Below are 24,387 nucleotides of genomic sequence, written 5' to 3'. Positions count from 1 at the left end.
AGCGAAAAAGCGAGACAGGCTCGGGCAGAAAACGTTCAAAAATTATTTTTAAATGTCATGCGCCATGAAAAAGCGCGAGCTTATACATAAAACCGTGACAGTGGCACGCGCGTCCCGAATAACTACATTTTGGCTGCCACCCCCGTCACAACTGCGCGAAGCGGGCATAGCTTAACCTTGACAAGCGATATGTACTACACCAAAAATGCACCACGCCAAACCGTCTATGATTTCATATTGATATCACGCGACAGCATTGAAGACAATTCTCGAAAGTTGTCCAAAAAAATTTCCTAACGCGAAGCAATACAACATCTGACTTGATAAGGAGATCGATTTTGGTGGATGTCCCGCTCTTGCTCGCAGCAGTTTCCAGCCACTTGCCCTGTGGCGAGGACCTGGAATATGACTCGGACTTTCTGCAATTGGAGCGTGACGCCCAAGGCAAACCCGAACGCGTCATGGGCGACTCTGTTCAGCCTGCCGAGCCGCCTCAATGGCGCGCAATCGAGCAGTCCAGTACCGCACTGCTACAACGCAGCAAGGACCTGCGTATTACCCATTTCTTATTGCAAAGCGCGCTGGCCCTTGATGGGTTTGCAGGCGTGAGCAATGTGCTGACATTGATTGGCGAGCTGCTGAAGCAGTACTGGGCCGATCTTTATCCGCAGCTTGATGCCGATGACGACAACGACCCCACCGTTCGCGTCAATGCACTGGCAGGCCTGGCCTGTGACACCAATGTCCGCCTGCTGCGTGAAAGCGTTTTGGTTCGCTCGCGGGCATTCGGCACGATCAGCCTGCGCGCCGCGCTCAACGCCACCGGCCTGCAAAGCTTTGCCGACGAAACACTGAGCAGCGAAGCATTGTCCGGGGCACTGCGCGACAGCGATCCCGAACAGCTGAATGCAACGCGCCTGGCGCTGAGCGAATCGCGCCAGGCAGCCGAATTTATCGAGCGCTTTGTGTCGGACCAGGTGGGCTCGGCGCAAGGCGTCGACCTTTCAGCGCTCAAGCAACCGCTCAAGCAAGCCTTGCAGATTCTGGGTGAACAACCCTCTGCCGATGGCGATGAACCGCCGTCCGCCACACTGCCCCTCGACACTGACGACAGCGCCGCGCCAACCTCCAGAGCGCCTGCGCCAATGGCTGTGACGGCCTCGCAAGACATCGCGAGCCGCGACGACGTACTGCGCAGCCTGGATCGAATCCTGACTTATTACGCCCGGCACGAGCCTTCAAGCCCGCTGCCGGTGTTGTTGAACCGAGCGAAGAATCTGGTGCACGCCGACTTTGAAGCGATCGTGCGCAACCTGATTCCAGACGGTATGTCCCAGTTCGAAAACTTGCGCGGACCCGAGACTGACTGACTCCTGCAAAGGGCTTCAATCCGGATCACGCAATCCCGTTACCGGCAACGACCGATGACGCCAATACCGTCGCAGCAGCGACCAGGAGGAGCAACGTGGCGAAAACCAGTTCTCAGAAATTCATCGCGCGCAATCGCGCGCCTCGAGTTCAGATCGAATACGACGTAGAGCTTTACGGCGCGGAGAAAAAGGTCCAGCTGCCTTTTGTCATGGGCGTCATGGCGGATCTGGCTGGCAAGCCGGCAGAGCCTCTGGCAGCCGTTGCTGATCGCAAGTTCCTGGAAATCGACGTCGACAATTTCGACTCACGCCTCAAAGCCATGCAGCCACGTGTGGCTTTTCATGTGCCCAACGAGCTGACCGGCGAAGGCAATCTGAGCCTGGATATCACGTTCGAAAGCATGGACGACTTCAGCCCGGCAGCCGTCGCTCGCAAGGTTGACTCGCTGAACAAGCTGCTCGAAGCGCGGACTCAGTTGGCCAACCTGCTGACCTACATGGACGGCAAGACTGGCGCTGAAGAAATCATCATGAAGGCTATCAAGGATCCGGCGTTGCTCCAGGCCCTGGCGAGTGCGCCAAAGCCTCAGGACTCCGAGCCCAACGCGTAATCAGGACCATAGATCATGACCGAATCCAGTCGCGAAAATCAGGTACAGCAAGGCACCACTGAGCAGACCAGTGAGTTCGCTTCACTGCTGCTGCAGGAATTCAAACCCAAGACCGAACGCGCTCGCGAAGCCGTCGAGACAGCCGTGCGCACGCTGGCCGAACAGGCATTGGCGCAGACCGATCTGGTGTCCAACGACGCCATCAAGTCGATCGAGTCGATCATCGCCGCCATTGACGCCAAGCTCACCGCACAGGTGAATCAGATCATCCACCACCAGGACTTCCAGCAAGTGGAAAGTGCCTGGCGCGGCCTGCACTATCTGGTCAACAACACCGAAAGCGATGAGCAACTGAAAATTCGCGTGTTGAACATTTCCAAGCCGGAGCTGCACAAGACCCTGAAGAAGTTCAAGGGTACGGCATGGGACCAGAGCCCGCTCTTCAAGAAGATGTACGAAGAAGAGTACGGCCAGTTCGGCGGCGAACCGTACGGTTGCCTGGTAGGCGATTACTACTTCGACCAGTCGCCGCCGGACGTCGAGTTGCTGGGTGAGCTGTCCAAGGTCTGTGCAGCCATGCACGCCCCGTTCATTGCCGCGGCGTCGCCAACGGTGATGGGCATGGGTTCCTGGCAGGAGCTGTCCAACCCGCGTGATCTGACCAAGATCTTCACCACGCCTGAATACGCAGGCTGGCGCTCGCTGCGTGAATCGGAAGACTCGCGCTACATCGGCCTGACCATGCCGCGCTTCCTGGCACGTCTGCCGTATGGCGCCAAAACCGATCCGGTGGAAGCCTTCGCCTTCGAAGAAAACACAGACGGTGCAGACAGCGCCAAGTACACCTGGGCCAACGCGGCCTACGCGATGGCGGTAAACATCAACCGTTCGTTCAAACACTACGGCTGGTGCTCGCGGATTCGCGGGGTCGAGTCCGGTGGCGAGGTAGAAAACCTGCCTGCGCACACCTTCCCGACTGATGACGGTGGCGTGGACATGAAATGCCCGACCGAAATCGCCATCTCCGATCGCCGCGAAGCAGAACTGGCGAAGAACGGCTTCATGCCATTGCTGCACAAGAAGAACACTGACTTTGCAGCGTTCATCGGTGCGCAGTCGTTGCAGAAGCCTGCCGAGTATGACGACCCGGACGCGACCGCCAACGCCAACCTGGCTGCACGCCTGCCTTACCTGTTCGCGACCTGCCGCTTTGCTCATTACCTGAAGTGCATCGTGCGCGACAAGATCGGCTCGTTCAAAGAGAAGGACGAAATGCAGCGCTGGCTGCAGGACTGGATTCTCAACTACGTCGATGGCGACCCGGCTCACTCCACCGAAACCACCAAGGCCCAGCACCCGCTGGCGGCGGCAGAAGTGGTGGTCGAGGACGTCGAGGGCAATCCGGGTTACTACAACTCCAGGTTCTACCTGCGTCCGCACTATCAGCTTGAAGGCCTGACCGTATCGCTGCGGCTGGTCTCCAAACTGCCGTCGGCCAAAGGCGCCTGACCTCGTTTGCGCGTAGCGCCGGGCGAATGATCTGTTTCATTCACCCGGCGCTGCCCGCAGACCGGTTTTGCGAGTGCCCTGCACTCGATCGCGAGCACGCTGCGCATCCATGAGGGCGCGCAGCCAATCAACAAAAAGTGGTCAAGGCCACATCAGGAGAGAACATGGCTGTCGATATCTTTATCAAGATCGGTGACATCAAGGGCGAGTCCATGGACAAGGCCCACAAGGACGAAGTCGATGTCTTGAACTGGAGCTGGGGCATGTCCCAGACCGGCAACATGCACACGGGCACAGGCGGCGGTGCGGGCAAGGTCAACATTCAGGACCTGTCGATCACCAAGTACGTCGACAAATCGACCCCGAACCTGATGATGCACTGCTCCAGCGGCAAGCACATCGACAAGGTCAAGCTGACCGTGCGCAAGGCCGGCGGCGAAAGCCAGGTCGAGTACCTGATCATCAACCTTGAAGAAGTTCTGATCACCTCGCTGAGCACCGGCGGTTCGGGCAGCGATGATCGTCTGATTGAAAACGTCACCTTGAACTTCGCTCAGGTACTGGTCGATTACCAACCGCAGAAAGCCGACGGCACCAAAGAAGGCGGCCCGGTCAAATACGGCTGGAACATCCGCTCCAACACCAAGCGCTAAGTACGCCCGGCCCCGGCACCGCCGCCGGGGCCTTCGGTATCAGGACACTCCGATCCACGCCGTATCGAGATTGAATGATGGCCAAGCCCTCTTTTATCAATTTGTGGAAAGCGTACGAAGACATGATGGGCACCTCGCCCAGCGGCAAGCCTTGTAACGGCCCATGGGCCAATCAATGTGCGATCCGCCTGAGCATTGCCTTGTGCAACGAACGTACGCTTACGGTGAATAACTCGACCTACAACGAGCCTCGCTGTGCTCACGGTCATGCCCGCGGGGCGGAGTCCCTGGCCAACTGGCTGTGGAAAAAGCAACAACTCGGCGCGCCAAAAATCTACACCAACAGCCCGGCAGACCGGACCCGGTTGCTGGACAGTAAAGGCATCATTTTCTACAAGGATTTCTACGCTCAGCCAAACGACCGCGAGGGTCACCCCACCGGCGACCACATCGACCTTTGGAACCGTGGACAGACCCAGACCGGCGACTACTTCCACCGGGCCAAAGCCGTCTGGTTCTGGGAGTTGACGTGATGCGCAAATGGGTTGTGCTTCCGTTGCTGACCGCTGCGCTGATCAGCCTCAATGCGTGTGCCGAACAGGCTGATCCTGCCCGCAATGGTCTGACCAAGGCCGAACTCGGCGGTCAGCCGCTCAGCCTGAGCAATGAGCAGGGCCGTTGCACCCTGAACCGTGCAGGCGCGGCGTCCCTGACGCTCGAAATGCAATGGCCCTGCCGGTTCAGCGAAGACCTGCAAAAGAACGTGCGCGTGGAAACCTACCGCAAGGCGTTGATCATCATGGTCGAACGCAGCGACCCATTGCCCGCGCCGAGCAAAAGCTGTGTCACCGACCTGCAGCCTGTGCGCCTGCTGAACGGCAAGCTTGAAGCCTCGCCCGTCAGCCGGGTCGCTGCCTGTGGCCCCAGCCACTGGGATCAAAAAGCATTCATCTGGCAGTTTGACTGGTGACTGCATGATCCCCCGCGAGCGCCTGCAGCCATCGCTGCTTGACCGCCTGACTGACGAAGACCCGAGCAATCCGCAGGAGAGCGCGGACAAGCGCGTGCTGTCCGTCAATCAACTGAAGGCATCGGTCCTGCGCGACTTGAGCTGGTTGTTGAACACCACTTCGCTGCTGGACGCTGACGCCACGTTGCACACTCCGGCAGGCACCTCGGTGGTCAATTTCGGCTTGCCCGCGCTGGCGGGTAACAGTGCATCAAGTATCGACATCAGCCTGCTGGAAAGCCTGATTCACCGCGCCATCACCACTTTCGAGCCGCGTATCCTGCCCCAGACACTGCAAGTGAGGGCCAGGGTTGGCCGTGACGAAATGAACCATAACGCGTTGAGCTTCGAGATTCAGGGCGACCTGTGGGCACAGCCTGTGCCCTTGCCGCTGCTGCTGCGAACCGAACTGGACCTTGAGTCCGGACATGTGCAGGTCATGCCCGCCGAGCAAAGGAGGCGCTCATGAACCCTCGCCTGTTGGGGCTGTACAACCAGGAACTGCAGCACATTCGTGAGAGCGCAGCCGAATTCGCCAAGGAATACCCGAAGATTGCCGGACGCCTGACGCTGTCGGGCCTCGATTGTGCCGACCCTTACGTCGAGCGCCTGCTGGAAGGGTTTGCCTACCTGACTGCACGCGTGCAGCTCAAGCTGGACGCCGAGTACCCGACGTTCACTCACAACCTGCTGGAAATCGCGTATCCGCATTACCTCGCACCAACGCCGTCGATGACCGTGGTGCAACTGCAGACTGATCCGAACGAAGGTTCGCTGAGCAGTGGCTTTACCCTGCCCCGTGACAGCGTATTGCGCGCGTCGCTGGGGCGCGATTCGCAAACGCCGTGTGAATACCGCAGCGCACACGAAGTGATCCTGTGGCCACTGCAGATCACACAGGCCGAATATTTCGGCAATCCGGCCGCAGTGCTCGGGCGCCTGGCAGCCAGTGAACCCAAGGCCAAGGCCGGGCTACGCATTACCTTGCGTACCGGCGCAGAGCTGACGTTCGACAAACTGACGCTGGATAATCTGCCGCTTTACCTGCACGGCGCCGACGAACAGCCGTTCCGGCTATACGAACAACTGCTGGGCAATGCCTGTGCAGTATTTGCCCGTCAGCCGGGCGGCGACTGGGTTGAGCGGCTGCCTGCTGACGCCTTGAAGCCATGCGGCTTCGATGATCGTGAAGCGGCGCTGCCGGTGGTGCCTCAGGCCTTTCAGGGTTATCGGCTGTTGCAGGAGTATTTTGCCCTGCCCCAGCGTTATCTGTTCGTCGACTTCACTGGCCTGACACGTGCCGTCCAGCGGTGTGCGGGGCAAGAACTGGAATTGATTGTGCTGTTCAACAGCTTTGAGCAGCCGTTGGAAAGCAGCATCAGCGCGGAGCAGTTCGTACCGTTCTGCACACCGGCGATCAATCTGTTCCCGCGCCGTCTGGACCGGATTCATTTGTCGGACCGTGTGCATGAACACCATGCCATTGCCGACCGCACACGGCCGATGGATTTCGAGATTCACTCGCTCAAGAGCGTGACCGGCCACGGCACAGGCCCTGATCAACCGTTTCTGCCGTTTTATGCCGTGCGCGATCCGTCACGCTACGGCCGCGACAAGGCTTATTACATTCTGCGCCGCGAGCCACGTGTATTGTCCAGCGAGCAACGGCGCAACGGTACACGCTCCAACTATGTCGGCAGCGAGACCTTCATCAGCCTCGTCGACAGCCAACAGGCGCCCTATCGCCACGACCTGCGCCAACTGGGTTTGAGTGCCCTGTGCACCAATCGCGATCTGCCGCTGTTCATGACCGTGGGCAGCGGCAAGACAGACTTCACCCTGGCCGACAGTGCGCCGGTGTCTGCAATTCGCTGCCTGGCGGGGCCGAGCCGCCCGCGTGCCAGCAACGCACATGACAACAAGGCCTGGCGCCTGATCAGCCAGCTGTCGCTCAATTACCTGTCGCTGAGTGAACAGGGTCAGGGCGCAGCCGCGTTGCGTGAGCTGTTGCGGCTGTACGGCGACGACCACGACGCTGCGCTGCAATTGCAGATCGAAGGCCTGCGCGAGGTCAGCAGCAAACCCTGCACTCGCCGTTTGCCGATGCCCGGACCGATCGTGTTTGGTCGTGGTCTGGAGATCACCCTGGAATTTGACGAGAACGCATTTCGCGGCACCGGCGTGTTTTTGCTTGGCACGGTGTTCGAGCGTTTCCTGGCACGTTACGTGTCGATCAACAGTTTTACCGAAACGGTGTTACGTACCACCGAACGCGGCGAGATCATGCGATGGAAAGCCCGGCCCGGACGTCGTCCGACCCTTTGAACACATTGACGGCCATGCAGGACCAGCCCTGGGAATATGATTTTTTCCAGGCGCTGCGTCGGATCGAGTGCGAATCGCCACACCTGCCAAGGCTTGGCCATTCAGTGCGTCTGGCCGACGATCCGTTGCGTCTGGGGCAACAACCCGACAGTGCATTTGCGCCTTCGACGCTGGCCTCCATGACGCCCGCGGGCGACGACACACCGGCCCGCCTCGAGCAGTTTTTCTTCGGTCTTGGCGGGCCTAACGGTCCATTGCCGCTGCATATCACCGAATACGTGCGCGAACGTCAGCGCAATAACGCTGACAGCACCAGCAAGCGTTTCCTGGATGTGTTCCACCATCGCTTGCTGAGCCTGTTCTACCGTGCGTGGGCAGAGGCACGCCCAACGGTCAGCCACGACCGCCCGGACGATGATTACTGGTCTGCGCGACTGGCCGCACTCAGCGGACGCGGCATGCCGAGCCTGCTCGAACAGGGCCTCATTCCTGACACGGCCCAACTGCACTTCAGCGGTCATCTGGCCGCACAGACCCGCTACCCGGATGGCCTGCGCGCGATCCTCTCCGAGTATTTCGGCCTGCCGGTGGAGATTGAAGAGTACGTCGGCCAGTGGCTCGAATTGCCTGAGCGCAGTCGTCTCGGCGTCAGCTCGCACCAGTTGGGCGTGGACTTCTGTCTGGGCAGCCATGTCTGGGATCGCCAGCACAAATTTCGTATTCGACTGGGGCCGCTCAAGCTCGATGACTACATGGGCATGCTGCCCGACGGTCAGTCGTTCAAGGAACTGGTGGCCTGGGTCGCCGAATACCTGGGGCACGAACTGGACTGGGATCTCAACTTGATCCTGGAACAGCCCGAAGTCCCGGCATTTCTACTCAACGGGCGCCAACGGCTGGGTTTCAATACTTGGCTGGGCACCCCCAAAAAAGATGCCGATGACTTGATTCTGGCCCGGCACTACGCCGAACAGGCAACGTCAGCACACATTTCAAGGAGCAGGAAACATGGGTGAAATCAGTCGCGCCGCGCTGTTCGGCAAGCTCAACAGCGTTGCCTATAAAGCCATCGAAGCCGCCACCGTATTCTGCAAGTTGCGGGGCAACCCCTACGTCGAGCTGGCGCACTGGTTTCACCAACTGCTGCAACTGCAGGACTCGGACCTGCACCGCATCATTCGCCAGTTCAACGTCGAGCCTGCACGTCTGGCCCGCGACCTGACCGAGGCGCTGGATCGCTTGCCGCGTGGCTCGACGTCAATCACCGACCTGTCGTCCCATGTCGAAGAAGCCGTCGAGCGCGGCTGGGTGTACGGCAGCCTGATGTTTGGCGAAAGCCAGGTGCGGACCGGCTATCTGGTGATTGGCATCCTCAAGACACCGAGCCTGCGTCATGCGTTGCTGGGCCTGTCTGCAGAATTCGACAAGATCAAGGCCGAAACCCTGAGCGAGCGGTTCGACGAATACGTTGGCGATTCTCCGGAAAACGCCTTGAGTGCCAGCGACGGTTTCAACGCGGGCGCCGTGCCCGGCGAGGCCAGCGGTGCCATGTCGCCGAGCGCGATGGGCAAGCAGGAGGCGCTGAATAAATTCACGGTTGACCTGACCGAACAGGCACGCAGCGGCAAGCTGGACCCTATCGTTGGACGCGACGAAGAGATCCGCCAAATGGTGGACATTCTGATGCGTCGTCGCCAGAACAACCCGATTCTTACCGGCGAAGCTGGAGTAGGCAAAACAGCAGTGGTCGAAGGCTTTGCGCTGCGCATCGTGGCCGGTGACGTACCGCCCGCGCTCAAGGACGTTGAGTTGCGAAGCCTTGACGTGGGCCTGCTGCAGGCCGGCGCCAGCATGAAAGGCGAGTTCGAACAGCGCCTGCGTCAGGTGATCGAAGACGTGCAGGCATCGCCCAAGCCCATCATTCTGTTCATCGACGAAGCCCACACGCTGGTCGGTGCAGGCGGCGCAGCCGGGACTGGTGACGCCGCCAACCTGCTCAAGCCAGCATTGGCTCGCGGCACCTTGCGCACGGTCGCTGCCACTACCTGGGCGGAATACAAAAAACACATCGAGAAAGACCCGGCCCTGACCCGACGTTTTCAGGTTGTGCAGGTAGCTGAGCCTTCCGAAGACAAAGCGCTGTTGATGATGCGCGGCGTGGCATCGACCATGGAACACCACCACAAGGTGCAGATTCTGGACGAAGCGCTGGAAGCGTCGGTGAAGTTGTCGCACCGCTACATTCCGGCGCGCCAGTTGCCGGACAAATCCGTGAGCCTGCTGGACACCGCCTGCGCGCGGGTTGCCATCAGCCTGCACGCCGTTCCAGCCGAAGTGGACGACAGCCGTCGACGCATCGAGGCACTGGAAACCGAGTTGCAAATCATCGCTCGCGAACATGCGATCGGCATCGTAATCGGCTCCCGTCAGAGCCACAGTGAAACCCTGTTGAGCGCCGAGCGCGAGCGTCTGGCAGAACTGGAAACACGTTGGGCCGACGAAAAAGCACTGGTCGACGAACTGTTGGCCCTGCGCGCCCAGTTGCGCGACAGCGCAGGCGTGGTCGACAGCGACACCGAGACTCAAGGCAACAACGGACAGGCACTGCGCGAGCAACTGGTCAGCCTGCAGGAACGCCTGAGCGCATTGCAGGGCGAAAACCCGTTGATCCTGCCCACCGTGGATTACCAGGCGGTGGCCTCGGTGGTCGCCGACTGGACCGGCATTCCGGTCGGCCGTATGGCGCGCAACGAGCTGGAAACCGTCCTCAATCTGGACCAGCACCTGAAGAAACGCATCATCGGTCAGGACCATGCGCTGCAAATGATCGCCAAGCGCATCCAGACCTCGCGCGCCGGGCTGGACAACCCGAGCAAACCGATCGGCGTGTTCATGCTGGCGGGCACCTCCGGTGTGGGCAAGACCGAAACCGCACTGGCACTGGCCGAAGCCATGTACGGCGGCGAACAGAACGTCATCACCATCAACATGAGTGAGTTCCAGGAAGCGCACACCGTTTCCACCCTCAAAGGCGCACCGCCGGGCTATGTCGGCTATGGCGAGGGCGGCGTATTGACCGAGGCCGTACGTCGCAAGCCTTACAGCGTGGTATTGCTGGACGAAGTCGAGAAAGCACACCCGGACGTTCACGAAATCTTCTTTCAGGTGTTCGACAAAGGCGTCATGGAAGACGGTGAGGGTCGCGTCATCGACTTCAAAAACACCCTGATTCTGCTGACCACCAATGCCGGCACCGAACTCATTTCGCACCTGTGCAAAGACGTCCTGAACGTGCCGGACCCGGAAGACATCGCCAAGGCGCTGCGTCAGCCTCTGCTGGAAATCTTCCCGCCAGCCCTGCTGGGCCGTCTGGTGACGATTCCGTACTACCCGCTCAGCGACACCATGCTCAAGGCGATCACCCGTCTGCAACTGAATCGCATCAAGAAACGGGTCGAAAACACGCACAAGGTCGCTTTCGATTACGACGACGAAGTCATCGACCTGATCGTCTCGCGCTGCACCGAGACCGAAAGCGGCGGACGCATGATCGACACCATCCTGACCAATAACCTGCTGCCGGACATGAGCCGTGAATTCCTCACGCGCATGCTCGAAGGCAAGGCGCTGGCGGGTGTGCGGATCAGTCAACGGGATAATGAACTCCATTATCAGTTCAGTGATGCATCGGTCTGAGCCGCAGGGCAGAACATTTGATGAGCGCTGAGCAGAGCTGCACAAAACGGGATACTCGATGAATTTCCAGCAACTTACCCGCCTGGCACAGGTCACCAGCCCACTCGGTCCGGATGTGCTGTTGCTCAAGGAATTGAGCGGCGGCGACGAGCTGGGACGGTTGTTCAATTACGACCTGCAACTGACGTCGTCCGACGGCGCGCTGGACCTCAACCAACTGCTGGGCAAGCACATGAGCGTGTCCATTCAGCTGGCGGGCGGTGCGCAGCGGCACTTCCACGGCATCGTGGCGCGCTGCAGCCAGAACGTGACCCGCGATCAGTTCGCCAGTTATCAGGTAACGCTACGCCCCTGGCTGTGGCTGTTGACCCGCACCTCTGACTGCCGGATTTTCCAGAACCTGACGATCCCGCAGATCATCAGGCAGGTGTTCCGCGACCTGGGTTTTTCCGATTTCGAAGACGCGCTGAGCCGGCCCTATCGCGAGTGGGAATACTGCGTGCAGTACCGCGAGAGCAGCTTCGACTTTGTCAGCCGCTTGATGGAACAGGAAGGGATCTACTACTTCTTCCGTCACGAACAGGACCGCCATGTGCTGGTGCTGGCCGACGCCTACGGCGCTCATCAGCCTGCACCCGGCTACGAATCAGTGCCCTACTTTCCGCCTGACGGTCAGCACCGCGAGCGCGACCACATCAATGACTGGCGCCTGGCGCAGGAAGTCCAGCCGGGCTCACTGGAGCTCAACGACTATGATTTCCAGCGGCCCAGCGCGAGCATCGACGTGCGCTCCGCCATGCCGCGGCCGCACACGGCAGGCGATTACCCGCTGTATGACTATCCAGGCACCTACGTACAAAGCCAGGACGGCGAGCACTACGCGCGAACCCGCCTCGAAGCCCTGCAAAGCCTGCATGAACGGGTCGAGCTGAGTGGCAACGCACGGGGCCTGGGTTCGGGTCATCTGTTCAGCCTGACCGGCTTTGGTCGGCAGGACCAGAACCGCGAATACCTGATCGTCGGTGCACGCTATTACATCGCCCAGGAAAGCCTGGAAAGTGGCGCAGCGGGCGGCGGTGCGCAGTTCGAGCTCGGCATCAGCTGCATCGATGCACAGCAAAGCTTCAGGCCGCTGGCCAACACCCAGCGCCCCATCGTCAAGGGACCGCAGACCGCCATCGTGGTCGGCCCATCCGGCGAGGAAATCTGGACCGATCAGTTTGGCCGGGTAAAGGTGCATTTCTATTGGGACCGCCACGACCAGTCCAACGAAAACAGCTCGTGCTGGATACGTGTCTCGCAGGCCTGGGCCGGCAAGAACTGGGGCTCGATGCAGATCCCGCGCATCGGCCAGGAAGTCATCGTCAGCTTTCTGGAAGGTGACCCTGACCGCCCGATCATCACCGGCCGCGTCTACAACGCCGAACAGACCGTGCCCTACGACCTGCCCGCCAACGCGACGCAGAGCGGCATGAAAAGCCGCTCGAGCAAGGGCGGCACGCCGGCGAATTTCAATGAAATCCGCATGGAAGACAAGAAAGGCGCCGAACAGCTGTACATCCATGCCGAGCGCAATCAGGACATGATCGTCGAGGTGGACGAAAGCCACTCGGTGGGCCATGACCGGGTCAAAAGCATCGGCAACAACGAAACCGTGCTGATCGGCAATAACCGGGTTCGTATCGTCCAGCACACCGACGTATTGGCCGTGGGCACCAGCAAAACCGACAGCATCAGCCAGAGCTACATCATTGAGGTGGGGGAAAACCTGCGACTGGTGTGCGGCAAAAGCGTGCTGGAGCTCAACGCCAGCGGCCAGATCAATATCTGTGGGGTGCAGATCAGTCTGCACGCCAGCGGCGATGCACAGTTCAATACCGGTGGTGTTCTGCACCTGAACAATGGCAAGGGCGCTGACGCCTCACCTGATGGTCAGGGCGTCAAGGCCAGCATCGACGCCAACATCAAGTCAGCCTTCCCAAAGCCCAAATAACGAGATTCGAGCCTCATGGTTTATCGTATCAACGAACTCCAGTTTCAGTTGCCCGAGAGCGAACTGCAGGACGCCTCGATCAACATCCTCAAGTTTCCCGCGTTGGGGACGTCCTTGATCGTCAGCCGCAGTCAGCTGGCTGACGGCGAGACGCTGCACAGCAATTTCGAGACGCAGTTGAAGCGCCTGGAGCAGCAGGTTCAGGACCTGCGCTATCAACCGGTTCAAGGCGCACGACTGGGCGCAGACCAAGCCATCGAAGGCATCGAATTACGCAGCCAGTTCAGCAAAGGCACGGAAAAGGTCTATCAGTTCCAGTTGGCCTTCATCCTGCCGGGCACCCGCAAGATGATCGCCCTCAGCTACGTCAAGGCTCAGCCACTGGGCGATGCAGAGGCGGCGCATTGGGCGGTGCTCAAGCAGACGCTGACGCTGGCATGATGAGTACCTTGAATGTCTGACGCGCTGTGGGCCGCCCGGCTGGGTGACGGGCTCGAACATAGTTCGATGATGGCCGACATTCTGGGCGGCGTCCTTGAGGTCGCGGCCTATGCGGCCATCGGCTCATTGGCAACCATGGCAGTGGTAGCGGCCACCGGTATCACCGTTGCCACAGGCGGGCTGGGTGCCTGCGTGCTGGGCGCAGTCGTGGGGGTGATCGTAGGTCTGGCGATGAGCAAGACGGGGGCGGACAAGGGGCTGAGCAGTATTTGCGAGTCGATTGCCAATGGCCTGTTCCCGCCCATTGTCATGGCAACCATTCTGACCGGCTCGACCGACACCCTGATCAACTCCATTCCGGCGGCGCGTGCAGCGGGTGCCGTGCCTGCGCACATGAACCCGATGGGTACGCCACCCAGCGCTGATGACACTCAAAACGCAGCCGATGACCAACCGGCGCCTGAAGAAGCCGGTTTTCTGGACATGGCAAAGGGATTTTTCTCCCAACTCTGGCAGCCCACCGTTGCCACGCCTGCGCCCGGTGCGGTGCCCAAGCCGCTGGACCTCGTCGTTTGCATGAAGCATCCACCGATGCCTCCGCAGTTTCTCGCCGAAGGTTCGGAAAAGGTCAGCATCAATGGCCAGCCGGCGGTGCGCAGTGGCGACCGCAGTACCTGCGAAGCCAAAGTGGTTTCGTCAGGGATGATCTCTTCCAACGTCACCATCGGCGGCGGTTCGGTGGTGGTGCGGGAAATCCGCAGCGGCAAGACTCCTGGCGTCGGCCTGGCGTTGACCGTGCTGATGATGCTCAAAGGCGGCAAAGGTAAATTTCGCGCCAACCTGCCCTGCATGCTGTTGGCTGGCGTCAACTCGTTCGTGGTCAGCCAGGTGACCGGCGCAATAACCAACGCCGTAGCAGGCTCGCCCAACCCGGTGCACGCTGCCACAGGCGCGAAGGTGCTGGGTGGCGCGGATGAACTGGATTTCGAGTTGCCGGGCGTGCTGCCTATCGACTGGCAACGTGTCTACAACAGCCGTGACGAGCGACGCGACGGATTGCTGGGCGCAGGCTGGAGCGTGCCCTATGAAGTGCACGTGTACATAGACCCGCACCCCGACGGTGGCGAGCGGCTGACGTATGTCGATGAACAGGGCCGACGCATCGACATGGGCTCGATCCCGCTGGGCGGCGCAGTGTTCAGCCCCGGTGAAGGCCTTGCGGTCAAACGCAGCGATGCCGGTCAGTTGTTGATTGAAAGCGATGACGGGTTATACCGGCTGTTTGAGCCAACCCTCGCCGACGCCGCCCTGCTGCGCCTCAGCCAGTTGGGTGATCGTAACGACAACCGGATTTACCTGGATTACAACGACGCGGGCAAACTGATCCGTCTGCGCGACACGCAAGACACAGTGCAGGTGGAGCTGATCTACAGCGCGCGGTGGCCTGATCGTGTTCAGCAGGTTGAACGCCTCTACCCCGATCAGCAACGTGACGTGCTGGTCAGCTATGACTATGACAGCCGCGGCGACCTTGCCGAGGTCCGCAATGCGCTGGGGCAGGTTCAACGTCGCTTTGCCTATGACGCGGGCCAGCGCATGACCGAACACCAACTGCCCACCGGCCTGCGCTGCTTTTATCAGTGGGCTCAGGTCGACGGCATCGAGTGGCGCGTGGTTCAACACTGGACGGATGCCGGTGACAGCTACACGTTCGAATACGATCTGAGCAATGGCATTACCCGTGTGATCGACGGCCTGCAACGCACCAGCACGCGGCACTGGAACAAGCAGCACCAGATCACCGGATACACCGATAACCTCGCCAACACGTGGCAATTCGAGTGGAACGACGAGCGCCAGTTGCTCAGCGCGGTCGACCCCAAGGGCGGCCAGTATCAATACAGCTACGACGAGGCGGGCAATCTGAGCGAAACCGTTGACCCGCTGGGCCGCCGCGAGTCAGTGCTGTGGCTGGAACTGTGGTCACTGGCGCTGGTGGAGACGGATGCGGCCGGCAACAGCTGGCGCTATCGCTACGATTCGCGTGGCAACTGCACCCATGAGATCGATCCGCTGGGCCAGGTCACGCGGTACGGCTATGACGAACGTGGCCAGACAGTCGAGATCATTGACGCCACCGGCAAGCGCAAGACGCTGGAGTGGAATGATCTTGGTCAACTGATTGAACACGTCGACTGCTCCGGCTATCCGACCCGCTTTGGCTACGACCGACACGGCAATCTGCAGGTGGTCACTGACGCGTTGGGCGAGCGCACAGTCTATGAGCACGACCCACAAGGTCGACTGGTGAAATGCGAGCTGCCGGACGGACGTATCGAGCAGTACCTGCGTGACGCCAGCGGTTTGCTCAACGGTTACGTCGACCCCGCCGGACACACCACCCGTTATCAATACGATCTGCGCGGTCAGGTTCGCCAACGCATCGATGCACTCGGGCGGCCTGTGCAGTTCAGCTACGACGCCTACGGTCGTTTGCAGGCGCTGACCAACGAAAATGGCGAGAGTTACCGTTTCGCCTGGGACGCTGGCGACCGCCTGACACAGCAGCAGGACCTGGATGGCAGCGCCCGCCTCTACGCTTACGACGCGCTGGACGATGTCATCCGCATGGAATATGCACCCGCGCCGTTCGGCAACGGTCTGGCAGTGGTCCCGACCCAGCCGCTTTCACCGATCACGCACCTGCTGGAGCGTGACGCGGTCGGTCGGTTGATCGCCAAAGTCACCGACGATGGCCGCACGCAGTATCAATACAGCCCGGTCGACCAACTGACCGAAGTGACCTTTGCCGGTCGCCCCGGTACCGAGCAGACGCTGAGCTTCGCCTATGACGCCCTCGGCCAGATGCTGGAGGAACAGAGCGCAGCCGGCAGCCTGAAATACCATTACGACGAACTGGGCAACCTGATCCAGACGCAACTGCCGGATGGTCGCTGGCTCAACCGCCTGAACTACGGCAGCGGTCACCTGCACCAGATCAATCTGGATGGCCAGGTCATCAGCGATTTCGAGCGGGATCGCCTGCATCGCGAGGTGTTGCGCACTCAAGGGCATGTCAGTACCCGCAGCGAATACGACCGTGCCGGACGTCTGCGTGCTCGTCAACGCCGACTGACCAGCCAGTCGCCAATCTTGCCGGCCCCCGCCCAGAAGCGCTTCGAGTTCGACCCGGCCGATAACCTGATCGGCCGTCTCGACCAGCAGCCGCGTGGCGATCATCGCCAACTGCTGCACTACGATGCCACTGGCCGCATCATCGCCAGCCAGGACAACGTTCAAGGCCAGAACGAAACCTTCGCCTACGACGCCGCCGCCAACCTGCTCGACGGCCCGCCTGCCAGTGCAGGGCTGGTAGTGCATAATCGGTTGCTGACCTATCAGGACAAACGCTACCGCTATGACGCTTTCGGACGAATGATCGAAAAGCGCAGCGGCAGTCATCGCGTTCAGCGCTTCGCCTATGACGCAGAGCATCAACTGATTGAAGTCCGCACCGAACAGGGCGGACGGACTTCAGTAGTCAACATGACCTACGACCCGCTGGGTCGGCGCATCGCCAAAAGCGAGCACGACGAAAACGGCTTTGCGCTGGGCGAGACCCGCTTCACCTGGGACGGCATGCGCCTGCTGCAGGAACACAAACACAGCCAGACTAGCCTTTACATCTACGCTGACGACGGCTACGACCCGCTGGCCCGGATCGACGGCAGCGGCGCATTGCAAAAGATCCGCTACTACCACAACGACCTCAACGGCCTGCCGCAGCAACTGACCGAACCTGACGGCCACACCGTCTGGCAGGCCCGCTACCAGGTCTGGGGCAACACCGTCGAAGAAATCCGCGAACCCTACTACATCGAAGAACAGAACCTGCGCTTCCAGGGCCAATACCTGGACCGCGAAACAGGGCTTCACTACAACACCTTCCGGTTTTATGATCCCGACATCGGACGCTTCACCACACCGGACCCGATTGGGTTGGCGGGTGGCATCAACCTGTACCAGTACGCGCCGAATCCGATTGGTTGGGTGGATCCGTGGGGGTGGAGTTGCACAACTGGACGATCTGGTAAGCAAGCAAAACTGCGTTCTCTCATGGACGACCCTAAGCAGCCTAAATGGATTAGAGGATGGATAAAAAATGAGCTGCGCCACATAAAAAATAAAAAAAGAAAGACTATACGTCTTCCAGGCAATTCTAAAAAATCCAAGGCTCCAGGAAAGGTGCTTGCTCATAAACGAGGCATGCGGGCTAAAGACGGGCATTCTTATGAGCACTCAGTGATGCAAGATCACGACTTGCACTTACTGGAACACAAATACGAAGGGTATTAAAATATGAACAGACAAAAAATAGAGAACGTACTTTTACTCGATGATCTAGAACGATTAGAGTACTTCATTCGAAAAGTGGCAGACTTCGAAGAGCTATGGGGAGCCTATGAGGAGGGATGGCTGCTTCTAGGGGACAATAGTGATAAAAAATTTCTTCCGGTTTGGCCTGAAGAAGACTTCGCAAAAAACTACATAGATGAAAATAAAGCCATTGCATTACCGAAACGTATAGAGCTTGGCCATTTTTTTGAAAAATGGCTACCTGGCATGGAGAACGACGGTACAGATATCTTAGTATTCCCTATCAAGGGATCTCAAGGAGTAGTTTTACCCCCCTCTGTTCTTAACGAAAAATTAAAAGAAGAAATGCAACAGTATGACTAATCGACGGGCCGCCTGCCAGTGCAGGGCTGGTGGTGCATAACCGGCTGCTGACCTATCAGGACAAGCGCTACCGCTATGACGCCTTCGGACGAATGATCGAAAAGCGCAGCGGAAGTCATCGCGCTCAGCGCTTCGCCTATGACGCAGAGCATCAACTGATTGAAGTCCGCACCGAACAGGACGGACGGACTTCAGTAGTCAACATGACCTACGACCCGCTGGGTCGGCGCATCGCCAAAAGCGAGCACGACGAAAACGGCTTTGCGCTGGGCGAGACCCGCTTCACCTGGGACGGCATGCGCCTGCTGCAGGAACACAAACACAGCCAGACCAGCCTTTACATCTACGCTGACGACGGCTACGACCCGCTGGCCCGGATCGACGGCAGCGGCGCATTGCAAAAGATCCGCTACTACCACAACGACCTCAACGGCCTACCGCAGCAACTGACCGAACCTGACGGCCACACCGTCTGGCAGGCCCGTTATCGGGTCTGGGGCAACACCATCGAAGAAATCCGCGAGCCCTACTACATCGAAGAACAGAACCTGCGCTTCCAGGGCCAATACCTGGACCGCGAAACAGGGCTTCACTACAACACCTTCCGGTTTTATGATCCCGACATAGGGCGCTTCACCACACCGGACCCGATTGGGTTGGGTGGCGGACTGAACACATATGCATACGGTCCAAATCCTATTGGCTGGGTTGCCCCATGGGGCTGGAGTCCGAGCTCCGTTCTGGATCGTTCGTTAGGCGGCGTTGTAGGAGACGGCATGCAGGCGCAGCATGTCATTCCAGTTGCCGTGTGGAAAGATCGAAAACCATTTTTAGATTCAATCGGTATGGGTCACACACGCGACATGAAAAGTAATGGATTACTGATGCCAGACAGCGAGGCTAAAGCACGAACTGTAGGCCGCAAGGTCTACCATGTTGGGTCACACGCCGACTATTCCCGGATGATTGATCAAAAAATCAATCGAATCAGCAAACGTTATTATGCAAAATCCATAACTCAAGCGCAGGCTCGACAGCAAGTTGAATCACTTCAACGCAGCCTAAGGAAAAAAACCATGTCAGGAAGGATACGCACGAAATCAACCACAGGCCGACTTTGCTAAAGAGAGATTTTATGCTTTACACACTTGCACTCAGATCCGAAAAAGGCTGTCCCGTTTTTATTGACGGCATTCTCAAGGAAAGCTTCTATCCTGGCATCTATAATGAAAGCATGTCCGGGACTTGGTATTATGCAGAGCCTGGAGAACAGCTCGCTTCTCTGCCCGAAAATCTCGTGCTTATTACTAAAGACAAGGACTATAATTTCGACTTTCGTACCGGATTAGATGGTCACTTCGTTAGCGAACATTTTCTTAAAGTTCTTAAAGAGCTGAAGATCAGCAATTGGGAATTTTCCAGTCTAGACATCGTTAATCCAAAAGGGGAGAAAGCAACGCAGAAAAAATACTACTACATGCGTCAGGTAATGCAAGAACAAGAAAAGCAAAACGTTATTGACACTGAGCGATCCAAAATTAACTTTAGAAAAAATGGCGAGATAAAAAACATAACATCTCTTGCAATTAAAGAAACCGTGGCACTGGATTTTTTTGAAATCTTCGAAATCAGCTTGCTGGGATATATTTTTATTTCATCGCGCGCCGCAAAAAAATTTGAAGAAGAAAATTTTAAAGGCTTTGAGATAGTCGGCACTGAAGAGATAGGCTCTGTAGAGTGCGCGTAATTTTGGAGATGGTGCCGGTAACTACAGAAATAAGTGCACGAGAACGACTTTGCGCTAGGCACACAAACACAGCCAGACAGCCTTTACGTCTGCGCTGACGACGGCATGGATTACTGATGCCTGATAGCCAAGCAAAAGCGCGCACTATCGGTTGGAACGTTCACCACAATGGATCTCATCGAAACTACTCTGATCTGGCCGGTATGAAACTAGAGCGAACCAGTCAGCGTTTTTATGCGAATAATGGATCCAAGGCGCACGCTCGACAACAGGTCAAGCCGCTTCAACGTAGTCTCCGAAAAAAACCGCATCCGGGAGAGTACGAACAAAATCAACCACAGGCCGACTGGGTTGAAAAGAGAGGCTTCATGTTTTACACGCTTGCATACAAACCAGACAAAGGCTGTCCTGCATTTATCGACGGCATACTCAAGGAAAGCTTTTACCCGGGAATTTATGACGAAGGCATGTCGGGTAGCTGGTATTACGCTGAGCCCGGAGTACTGCTGACAGCGCTGCCAAAGCGGCTCATACTCATCACCAAAGACAAGGGCTATGATTTTGACTTTCGCACTGCGTTAAGTGGTCACATAGTTAGCGAAAGCTTTCTAAAAATCTTCAATGAAATAAAAACCAGTACATGGGAAGTCGCAACGCTGGACATCGTCAACCCTAAAGGCGAAAAAGTTACGGACAAACAATACTATTACATACGTCAGGTCATGCAGGAACAAGAAAAACCGCACATCATAGACATCGAACAATCGAATATTAACTTTAGAAAAAACGGTGAAATAAAAAACATTATCTCCCTTACCATCAAAGAAGAAGTAAGCTTGGACTTCTTCAAGATTTTTGAAATCAGCTTATTGGGATACACTTTTGTGTCATCAAGACTCGCCGACGTGTTGAAAAACGAAAATCTGAAAGGCTTTGAGCTGGTGAGCACCGAGCAAGTCGGCGCTATAAAGCGTGCATGACGTTGACATCTATTCATATGCACCTTTGAAGCGCACAGTCTGAAAGACAGATTGGGGGGGGATCCGTGGGGGGGGGGTGTTCGCAAAGACTTGGCAGGAACCTGAAAAACAGGCCTGCAAATTCGGCAGCGCACCACATCGTGGGCGATACCTCAGCCAAAGCAGCAACGTCGCGCGCGATATTGAAGAAACACGGTATCGACGTTGACTCAGCCGAAAACGGTGTATGGTTACCAAATCGCAATAATAAAGATGCTCTTCCTGGAATACTGCACAACGGAAAGCACCCTAACGCGTACTTTTACAAAGTAAAAAAAAGAATTGCCGATGCGGACCTAAGAGGAGGGAAAACAGAAGTTCTCGCAGAGCTTAGCGCATTAAAAGGCGAGTTAATTTCCGCCCCTAGAACGTCTAGCATGGGCAACCGTAATAAATTAGGAGACTGGTATATGACACAGTTTTTTGAACCCTTTAGTAACGAACGCTACCAAAGCTTTATTTTCGAGGAGGCCCTCAAGGATATTGAATGGAAAGACAGCTCAGCGCCACTCTTGCAGGAGAGCTTTGGGCGGGCGCTGAATGAAAAATTAAAGCCCTTGAGCGTAATACCTAACCCTGAAGAAAACAAAAAAAATAAAATAGCGGACATCTCATTATTAGGCGCAAACTCTATAATAATACTCTCGTCTTCGGCACGTGAACATCTTGAGGAAAACCTGAATCCTTACGGAGAGTTTGTACCCCTCAAAGAACAGAACTCACCCTACGTCGGCTTTCATGTAAACGTTGTACTTAGCGATTCGATAGTCTGGGAAAAGTCAAAATATAGAGAAACAGCTAACGGTTACAAGATAATTTATAAACCAACATTGGATAGTAGTGTCGCGGGAGATAGGTATATATTCATGCTAGAAGAGAGCACCACTCGAATTTACATTTCGGACAGCTTCCTGGCAGACTGTAAAAAATTTAAATTAACGGGCATTAGTCTGAAAAACTGCACTAGCATCGAAGCTGATTGCCCAAGCGATGGCGAATGATCATTGGCGTTTCATAAACTGGCTACGGTAGAAAAATTTACGAGTTTGGTAGCTACAGACTATCTGATGGCTCTTCGCCTGCCTAAGTAAAGAAATCATCAAAATTGCATTGTCCGCCACAGACAAGCGAGGCACTGCATCGGTAGAGCAAACACTTGCTAGACTGGGTAAAAGAATGAGCAAAAACGCACTATGAAAAATTTAGAAATATCCAAAATTTATAAAGAAAATCTGAAACTTATCGGGAAGATTTACACATGGATTGAAAAAGGTAAGATTGAAAATATAAAGGAAGCTCTGGCGATGAAGCCAGAGCTTCTATTTATCCCTGAAGATGGCGTGCCGGGGGAAGTAGGGCTTTTACATTTATCTGCTCAAGAAGGAAAAACCGATATCTGCAAACTTTTCGTTGATTGTGGTGCAGATGCAAATGCATGTGCCTACGAGGCAGGAGGATCCACCCCCCTCCACGAGGCTGCTGCGGAAGGACACCTAAAAACCGTCCAACTCCTCTTGGATAATGGAGCGGCGGTAGACGGACATCCTTTTAGTCTAACCACGCCTCTCATAGACGCTATCATCTCCAACCAATTTCAAACCGTGGAACTTCTGATCAATCAAGGCTCTGATGTCAATCGTCTTCATGCGAAAATAAATAGTGCACCTCTTGATATAGCTGACATGTGGGGCCACTCAGAGATCTCAAACCTCTTAAAGCTGAGGGGCGCGTTGAGCACAAGAGATATCATTGTAGATTCAGAAGCGCAGTTCGGCGGACCTATAGTGATTTTTATTCACAACACTGTTGGGTGGGTGCTACCCAGTAAGTTCAGCCCCATCACAGATGTTGAGAATCTAGCATTACGCATTAGTTGTATTGATGGAAAAAACAGGAACAAATTGCTTTTTACGACAGGACTCTTTACTCAGCGTCCTCATACAGAGTTATTGATTTGCCTTCCCGGCGACTGGCCGTTGCCGCGAAACTCTTTACCTGTAGATAATCCTTGGACCTTTCCAACTTCATTCTTGAAAAGACTTGCTCTTCATGTAAAAAGCAGCGTCCCGCTTAGCGAAGGGGACATGATTGTTAAAACAGATGAAAATTATAATGATCTCGCATGGCCCGATGGTGTCGATGCTCTTATGGCTGTCAACAAATCATGGAACTCAACAACTGATGAAAACACAATAGAGATTGATGATAGAGTTTATCTTTTTGTTCTAGCCCCTATAAAGTTTGGAAAGCCAGGCAGGCCTACTGGCGAAAAATTGTCCTCGCTGCTGGAACGAAAAAGGAAAGGCAGCTGGAGTAGTGTATGTCTCGCTGCGCCAGAAAAATCTAGCTACAGTCAACTGGGCATCAAATAATTTTTATGCGATATTTTGAATAAGCTGAAGCACTGACCCTCTTTGGCATTAACTCAAAACCCTATGAACGTATGAATATCGCAGGCCAGAAACTGACTGCGCAGTCTCTGTGGAATCTTCGCCAGCAAGGTGCAATTAAGCCAACAAACATTCCTTGGTATCAATAGGTGAAAAAATGTCAGACCAAAAGATTTTAGATGGGTTTGGGGAGCAACTGATCACATCCGTACGTGATCGGACAATTGAGAAATTCGAAAAAATAGAAATGGGTTCTTTAAAATCTCAAAAAGGTCTGGAGCTCAGCAAATTGTTGAGCCAGTTTAACGATGAACAAAAAAAGCCATCAAAACCTTAATAATCGAGACAACCGACAATGCCCTTTTTAATTTCCTGGATATGATTGAACAGAACGATGAAAAAATTGAACTCACATTTTTCAGAAAAAATATAAACACACTCAGTGATGGTCTATCGGGCGAGTTATTCACCAGCGACGGCTGGATAAGCAGGTACAGCCGTGTAACGCCTAAGTAGGAGCTGCGTCACCGCCGATTCTGTCTTGAGCAGACATGTGAAACGCAGGGCTTTGCGTCACTTCGACCTCTCCGGACAACCGCGCAATGCTTGAAAAAAAGTCCTCATCATCGCTCATGGATGTTTCCCGCCAGATACCCAAATTTCTATTTCGCAACAAGAGGCTCGTACGGCAAGAAGATATGCGAAGTCTTTCGCCAAGAATAAAAGCTGCTTTTAGAGGATATACGAATGGGTTATAAAACGATCACTCACTCCGACCGCGATGAATCGTAAGCGCTCCATAAACCCCACCTGGCAAAAGATAGGTAAAGCGCTTAGCTGTGAAGTCGAGGTTCGCAGTTCCACGGCAGCAAGGCTTCGTAATC

At 56.2% G+C, this 24,387-nt stretch carries 19 protein-coding genes and 1 pseudogene; all 20 read left to right on the top strand.

The window, feature by feature from the left end; all coding sequences use genetic code 11:
• The first annotated feature begins 341 nt into the window (after positions 1–341).
• Positions 342–1,370, top strand: a complete 1,029-nt coding sequence (gene tssA / locus KDX37_RS20505) for a type VI secretion system protein TssA (RefSeq protein ID WP_231654532.1) — start codon at positions 342–344, stop codon at positions 1,368–1,370.
• Positions 1,371–1,465: 95 nt separating this feature from the next.
• Positions 1,466–1,981 carry a type VI secretion system contractile sheath small subunit gene (gene tssB, locus KDX37_RS20500; RefSeq protein WP_231654531.1) on the top strand — a complete coding sequence of 172 codons (516 nt, stop codon included), beginning with the start codon at positions 1,466–1,468 and terminating at the stop codon, positions 1,979–1,981.
• 15 nt (positions 1,982–1,996) lie between these two features.
• Positions 1,997–3,490, top strand: a complete 1,494-nt coding sequence (tssC, locus tag KDX37_RS20495) for a type VI secretion system contractile sheath large subunit (RefSeq protein WP_231654530.1) — start codon at positions 1,997–1,999, stop codon at positions 3,488–3,490.
• 164 nt (positions 3,491–3,654) lie between these two features.
• On the top strand, positions 3,655–4,143 hold the full coding sequence (locus KDX37_RS20490) for an Hcp family type VI secretion system effector (RefSeq protein WP_231654529.1): 489 nt from the start codon (positions 3,655–3,657) through the stop codon (positions 4,141–4,143).
• Between the two features lie 77 nt (positions 4,144–4,220).
• Positions 4,221–4,676: a type VI secretion system amidase effector protein Tae4 gene (locus KDX37_RS20485; RefSeq protein WP_231654528.1), complete on the top strand. Its 456-nt coding sequence runs from the start codon at positions 4,221–4,223 to the stop codon at positions 4,674–4,676.
• On the top strand, positions 4,676–5,113 hold the full coding sequence (locus KDX37_RS20480; RefSeq protein WP_231654527.1) for a hypothetical protein: 438 nt from the start codon (positions 4,676–4,678) through the stop codon (positions 5,111–5,113). Before KDX37_RS20485 ends, KDX37_RS20480 begins: the two co-directional genes overlap by 1 nt.
• A gap of 4 nt (positions 5,114–5,117) precedes the next feature.
• Positions 5,118–5,621, top strand: coding sequence for a type VI secretion system baseplate subunit TssE (tssE, locus tag KDX37_RS20475; protein WP_231654526.1), 504 nt, complete (start codon positions 5,118–5,120; stop codon positions 5,619–5,621).
• The gene (tssF, locus tag KDX37_RS20470; protein WP_231654525.1) at positions 5,618–7,477 is read left to right on the top strand and encodes a type VI secretion system baseplate subunit TssF; all 1,860 of its coding nucleotides are present in this window, start codon (positions 5,618–5,620) and stop codon (positions 7,475–7,477) included. Before tssE ends, tssF begins: the two co-directional genes overlap by 4 nt.
• Entirely contained in the window at positions 7,441–8,493 is a 1,053-nt protein-coding gene (gene tssG, locus KDX37_RS20465) for a type VI secretion system baseplate subunit TssG (RefSeq protein ID WP_231654524.1), read from the top strand. The genes tssF and tssG overlap by 37 nt, the downstream gene beginning before the upstream one ends.
• Positions 8,486–11,173, top strand: coding sequence for a type VI secretion system ATPase TssH (gene tssH / locus KDX37_RS20460; protein ID WP_231654523.1), 2,688 nt, complete (start codon positions 8,486–8,488; stop codon positions 11,171–11,173). The genes tssG and tssH overlap by 8 nt, the downstream gene beginning before the upstream one ends.
• A 58-nt stretch (positions 11,174–11,231) precedes the next feature.
• Positions 11,232–13,166 (top strand): type VI secretion system Vgr family protein, encoded by a 1,935-nt coding sequence (locus KDX37_RS20455; protein WP_231654522.1) that lies wholly within the window; start codon positions 11,232–11,234, stop codon positions 13,164–13,166.
• A 15-nt stretch (positions 13,167–13,181) separates the two neighbouring features.
• Positions 13,182–13,607, top strand: coding sequence for a DcrB-related protein (locus KDX37_RS20450; RefSeq protein WP_231654521.1), 426 nt, complete (start codon positions 13,182–13,184; stop codon positions 13,605–13,607).
• 12 nt (positions 13,608–13,619) lie between these two features.
• Positions 13,620–17,963 carry an RHS repeat-associated core domain-containing protein gene (locus KDX37_RS20445; RefSeq protein ID WP_231654520.1) on the top strand — a complete coding sequence of 1,448 codons (4,344 nt, stop codon included), beginning with the start codon at positions 13,620–13,622 and terminating at the stop codon, positions 17,961–17,963.
• A 3-nt stretch (positions 17,964–17,966) separates the two neighbouring features.
• The gene (locus KDX37_RS20440) at positions 17,967–18,347 is read left to right on the top strand and encodes a DUF2750 domain-containing protein (protein WP_231654519.1); all 381 of its coding nucleotides are present in this window, start codon (positions 17,967–17,969) and stop codon (positions 18,345–18,347) included.
• Positions 18,344–19,471: pseudogene (locus KDX37_RS29445) on the top strand (RHS repeat domain-containing protein); the annotation flags it as partial. The gene KDX37_RS20440 and the pseudogene KDX37_RS29445, both read left to right, overlap by 4 nt.
• 11 nt (positions 19,472–19,482) lie before the next feature.
• Positions 19,483–20,094 carry an Imm43 family immunity protein gene (locus KDX37_RS20425; RefSeq protein ID WP_231654518.1) on the top strand — a complete coding sequence of 204 codons (612 nt, stop codon included), beginning with the start codon at positions 19,483–19,485 and terminating at the stop codon, positions 20,092–20,094.
• Positions 20,095–20,210: 116 nt separating this feature from the next.
• Positions 20,211–21,074, top strand: coding sequence for an Imm43 family immunity protein (locus KDX37_RS20420; RefSeq protein ID WP_231654517.1), 864 nt, complete (start codon positions 20,211–20,213; stop codon positions 21,072–21,074).
• Between the two features lie 65 nt (positions 21,075–21,139).
• Entirely contained in the window at positions 21,140–22,114 is a 975-nt protein-coding gene (locus KDX37_RS20415; RefSeq protein ID WP_319941709.1) for an AHH domain-containing protein, read from the top strand.
• Between the two features lie 192 nt (positions 22,115–22,306).
• A complete protein-coding gene (locus KDX37_RS20410; protein WP_231654515.1) occupies positions 22,307–23,485 on the top strand; it encodes an ankyrin repeat domain-containing protein in 1,179 nt (392 codons plus the stop codon).
• Between the two features lie 175 nt (positions 23,486–23,660).
• The gene (locus tag KDX37_RS20405) at positions 23,661–23,840 is read left to right on the top strand and encodes a hypothetical protein (protein ID WP_231654514.1); all 180 of its coding nucleotides are present in this window, start codon (positions 23,661–23,663) and stop codon (positions 23,838–23,840) included.
• Positions 23,841–24,387 lie beyond the last annotated feature (547 nt).

The sequence above is a fragment of the Pseudomonas californiensis genome, from assembly GCF_021147775.1.
Taxonomy (GTDB): Bacteria; Pseudomonadota; Gammaproteobacteria; order Pseudomonadales; family Pseudomonadaceae; genus Aquipseudomonas; species Aquipseudomonas californiensis.
This window is presented reverse-complemented; position numbering and strand designations above follow the sequence as displayed.

Bases quoted from the DNA above. Each gene is read 5' to 3' on its own strand.
- KDX37_RS20405 (WP_231654514.1), top strand. From the start codon at position 23,661: ATGTCAGACCAAAAGATTTTAGATGGGTTTGGGGAGCAACTGATCACA.
- KDX37_RS20445 (WP_231654520.1), top strand. From the start codon at position 13,620: ATGTCTGACGCGCTGTGGGCCGCCCGGCTGGGTGACGGGCTCGAACAT.
- KDX37_RS20455 (WP_231654522.1), top strand. From the start codon at position 11,232: ATGAATTTCCAGCAACTTACCCGCCTGGCACAGGTCACCAGCCCACTC.
- tssC (WP_231654530.1), top strand. From the start codon at position 1,997: ATGACCGAATCCAGTCGCGAAAATCAGGTACAGCAAGGCACCACTGAG.
- KDX37_RS20480 (WP_231654527.1), top strand. From the start codon at position 4,676: ATGCGCAAATGGGTTGTGCTTCCGTTGCTGACCGCTGCGCTGATCAGC.
- tssH (WP_231654523.1), top strand. From the start codon at position 8,486: ATGGGTGAAATCAGTCGCGCCGCGCTGTTCGGCAAGCTCAACAGCGTT.
- tssE (WP_231654526.1), top strand. From the start codon at position 5,118: ATGATCCCCCGCGAGCGCCTGCAGCCATCGCTGCTTGACCGCCTGACT.
- tssF (WP_231654525.1), top strand. From the start codon at position 5,618: ATGAACCCTCGCCTGTTGGGGCTGTACAACCAGGAACTGCAGCACATT.
- KDX37_RS20440 (WP_231654519.1), top strand. From the start codon at position 17,967: ATGAACAGACAAAAAATAGAGAACGTACTTTTACTCGATGATCTAGAA.
- KDX37_RS20485 (WP_231654528.1), top strand. From the start codon at position 4,221: ATGGCCAAGCCCTCTTTTATCAATTTGTGGAAAGCGTACGAAGACATG.
- KDX37_RS20420 (WP_231654517.1), top strand. From the start codon at position 20,211: ATGCCTGATAGCCAAGCAAAAGCGCGCACTATCGGTTGGAACGTTCAC.
- tssG (WP_231654524.1), top strand. From the start codon at position 7,441: ATGGAAAGCCCGGCCCGGACGTCGTCCGACCCTTTGAACACATTGACG.
- KDX37_RS20490 (WP_231654529.1), top strand. From the start codon at position 3,655: ATGGCTGTCGATATCTTTATCAAGATCGGTGACATCAAGGGCGAGTCC.
- KDX37_RS20410 (WP_231654515.1), top strand. From the start codon at position 22,307: ATGAAAAATTTAGAAATATCCAAAATTTATAAAGAAAATCTGAAACTT.
- KDX37_RS20450 (WP_231654521.1), top strand. From the start codon at position 13,182: ATGGTTTATCGTATCAACGAACTCCAGTTTCAGTTGCCCGAGAGCGAA.
- KDX37_RS20425 (WP_231654518.1), top strand. From the start codon at position 19,483: ATGCTTTACACACTTGCACTCAGATCCGAAAAAGGCTGTCCCGTTTTT.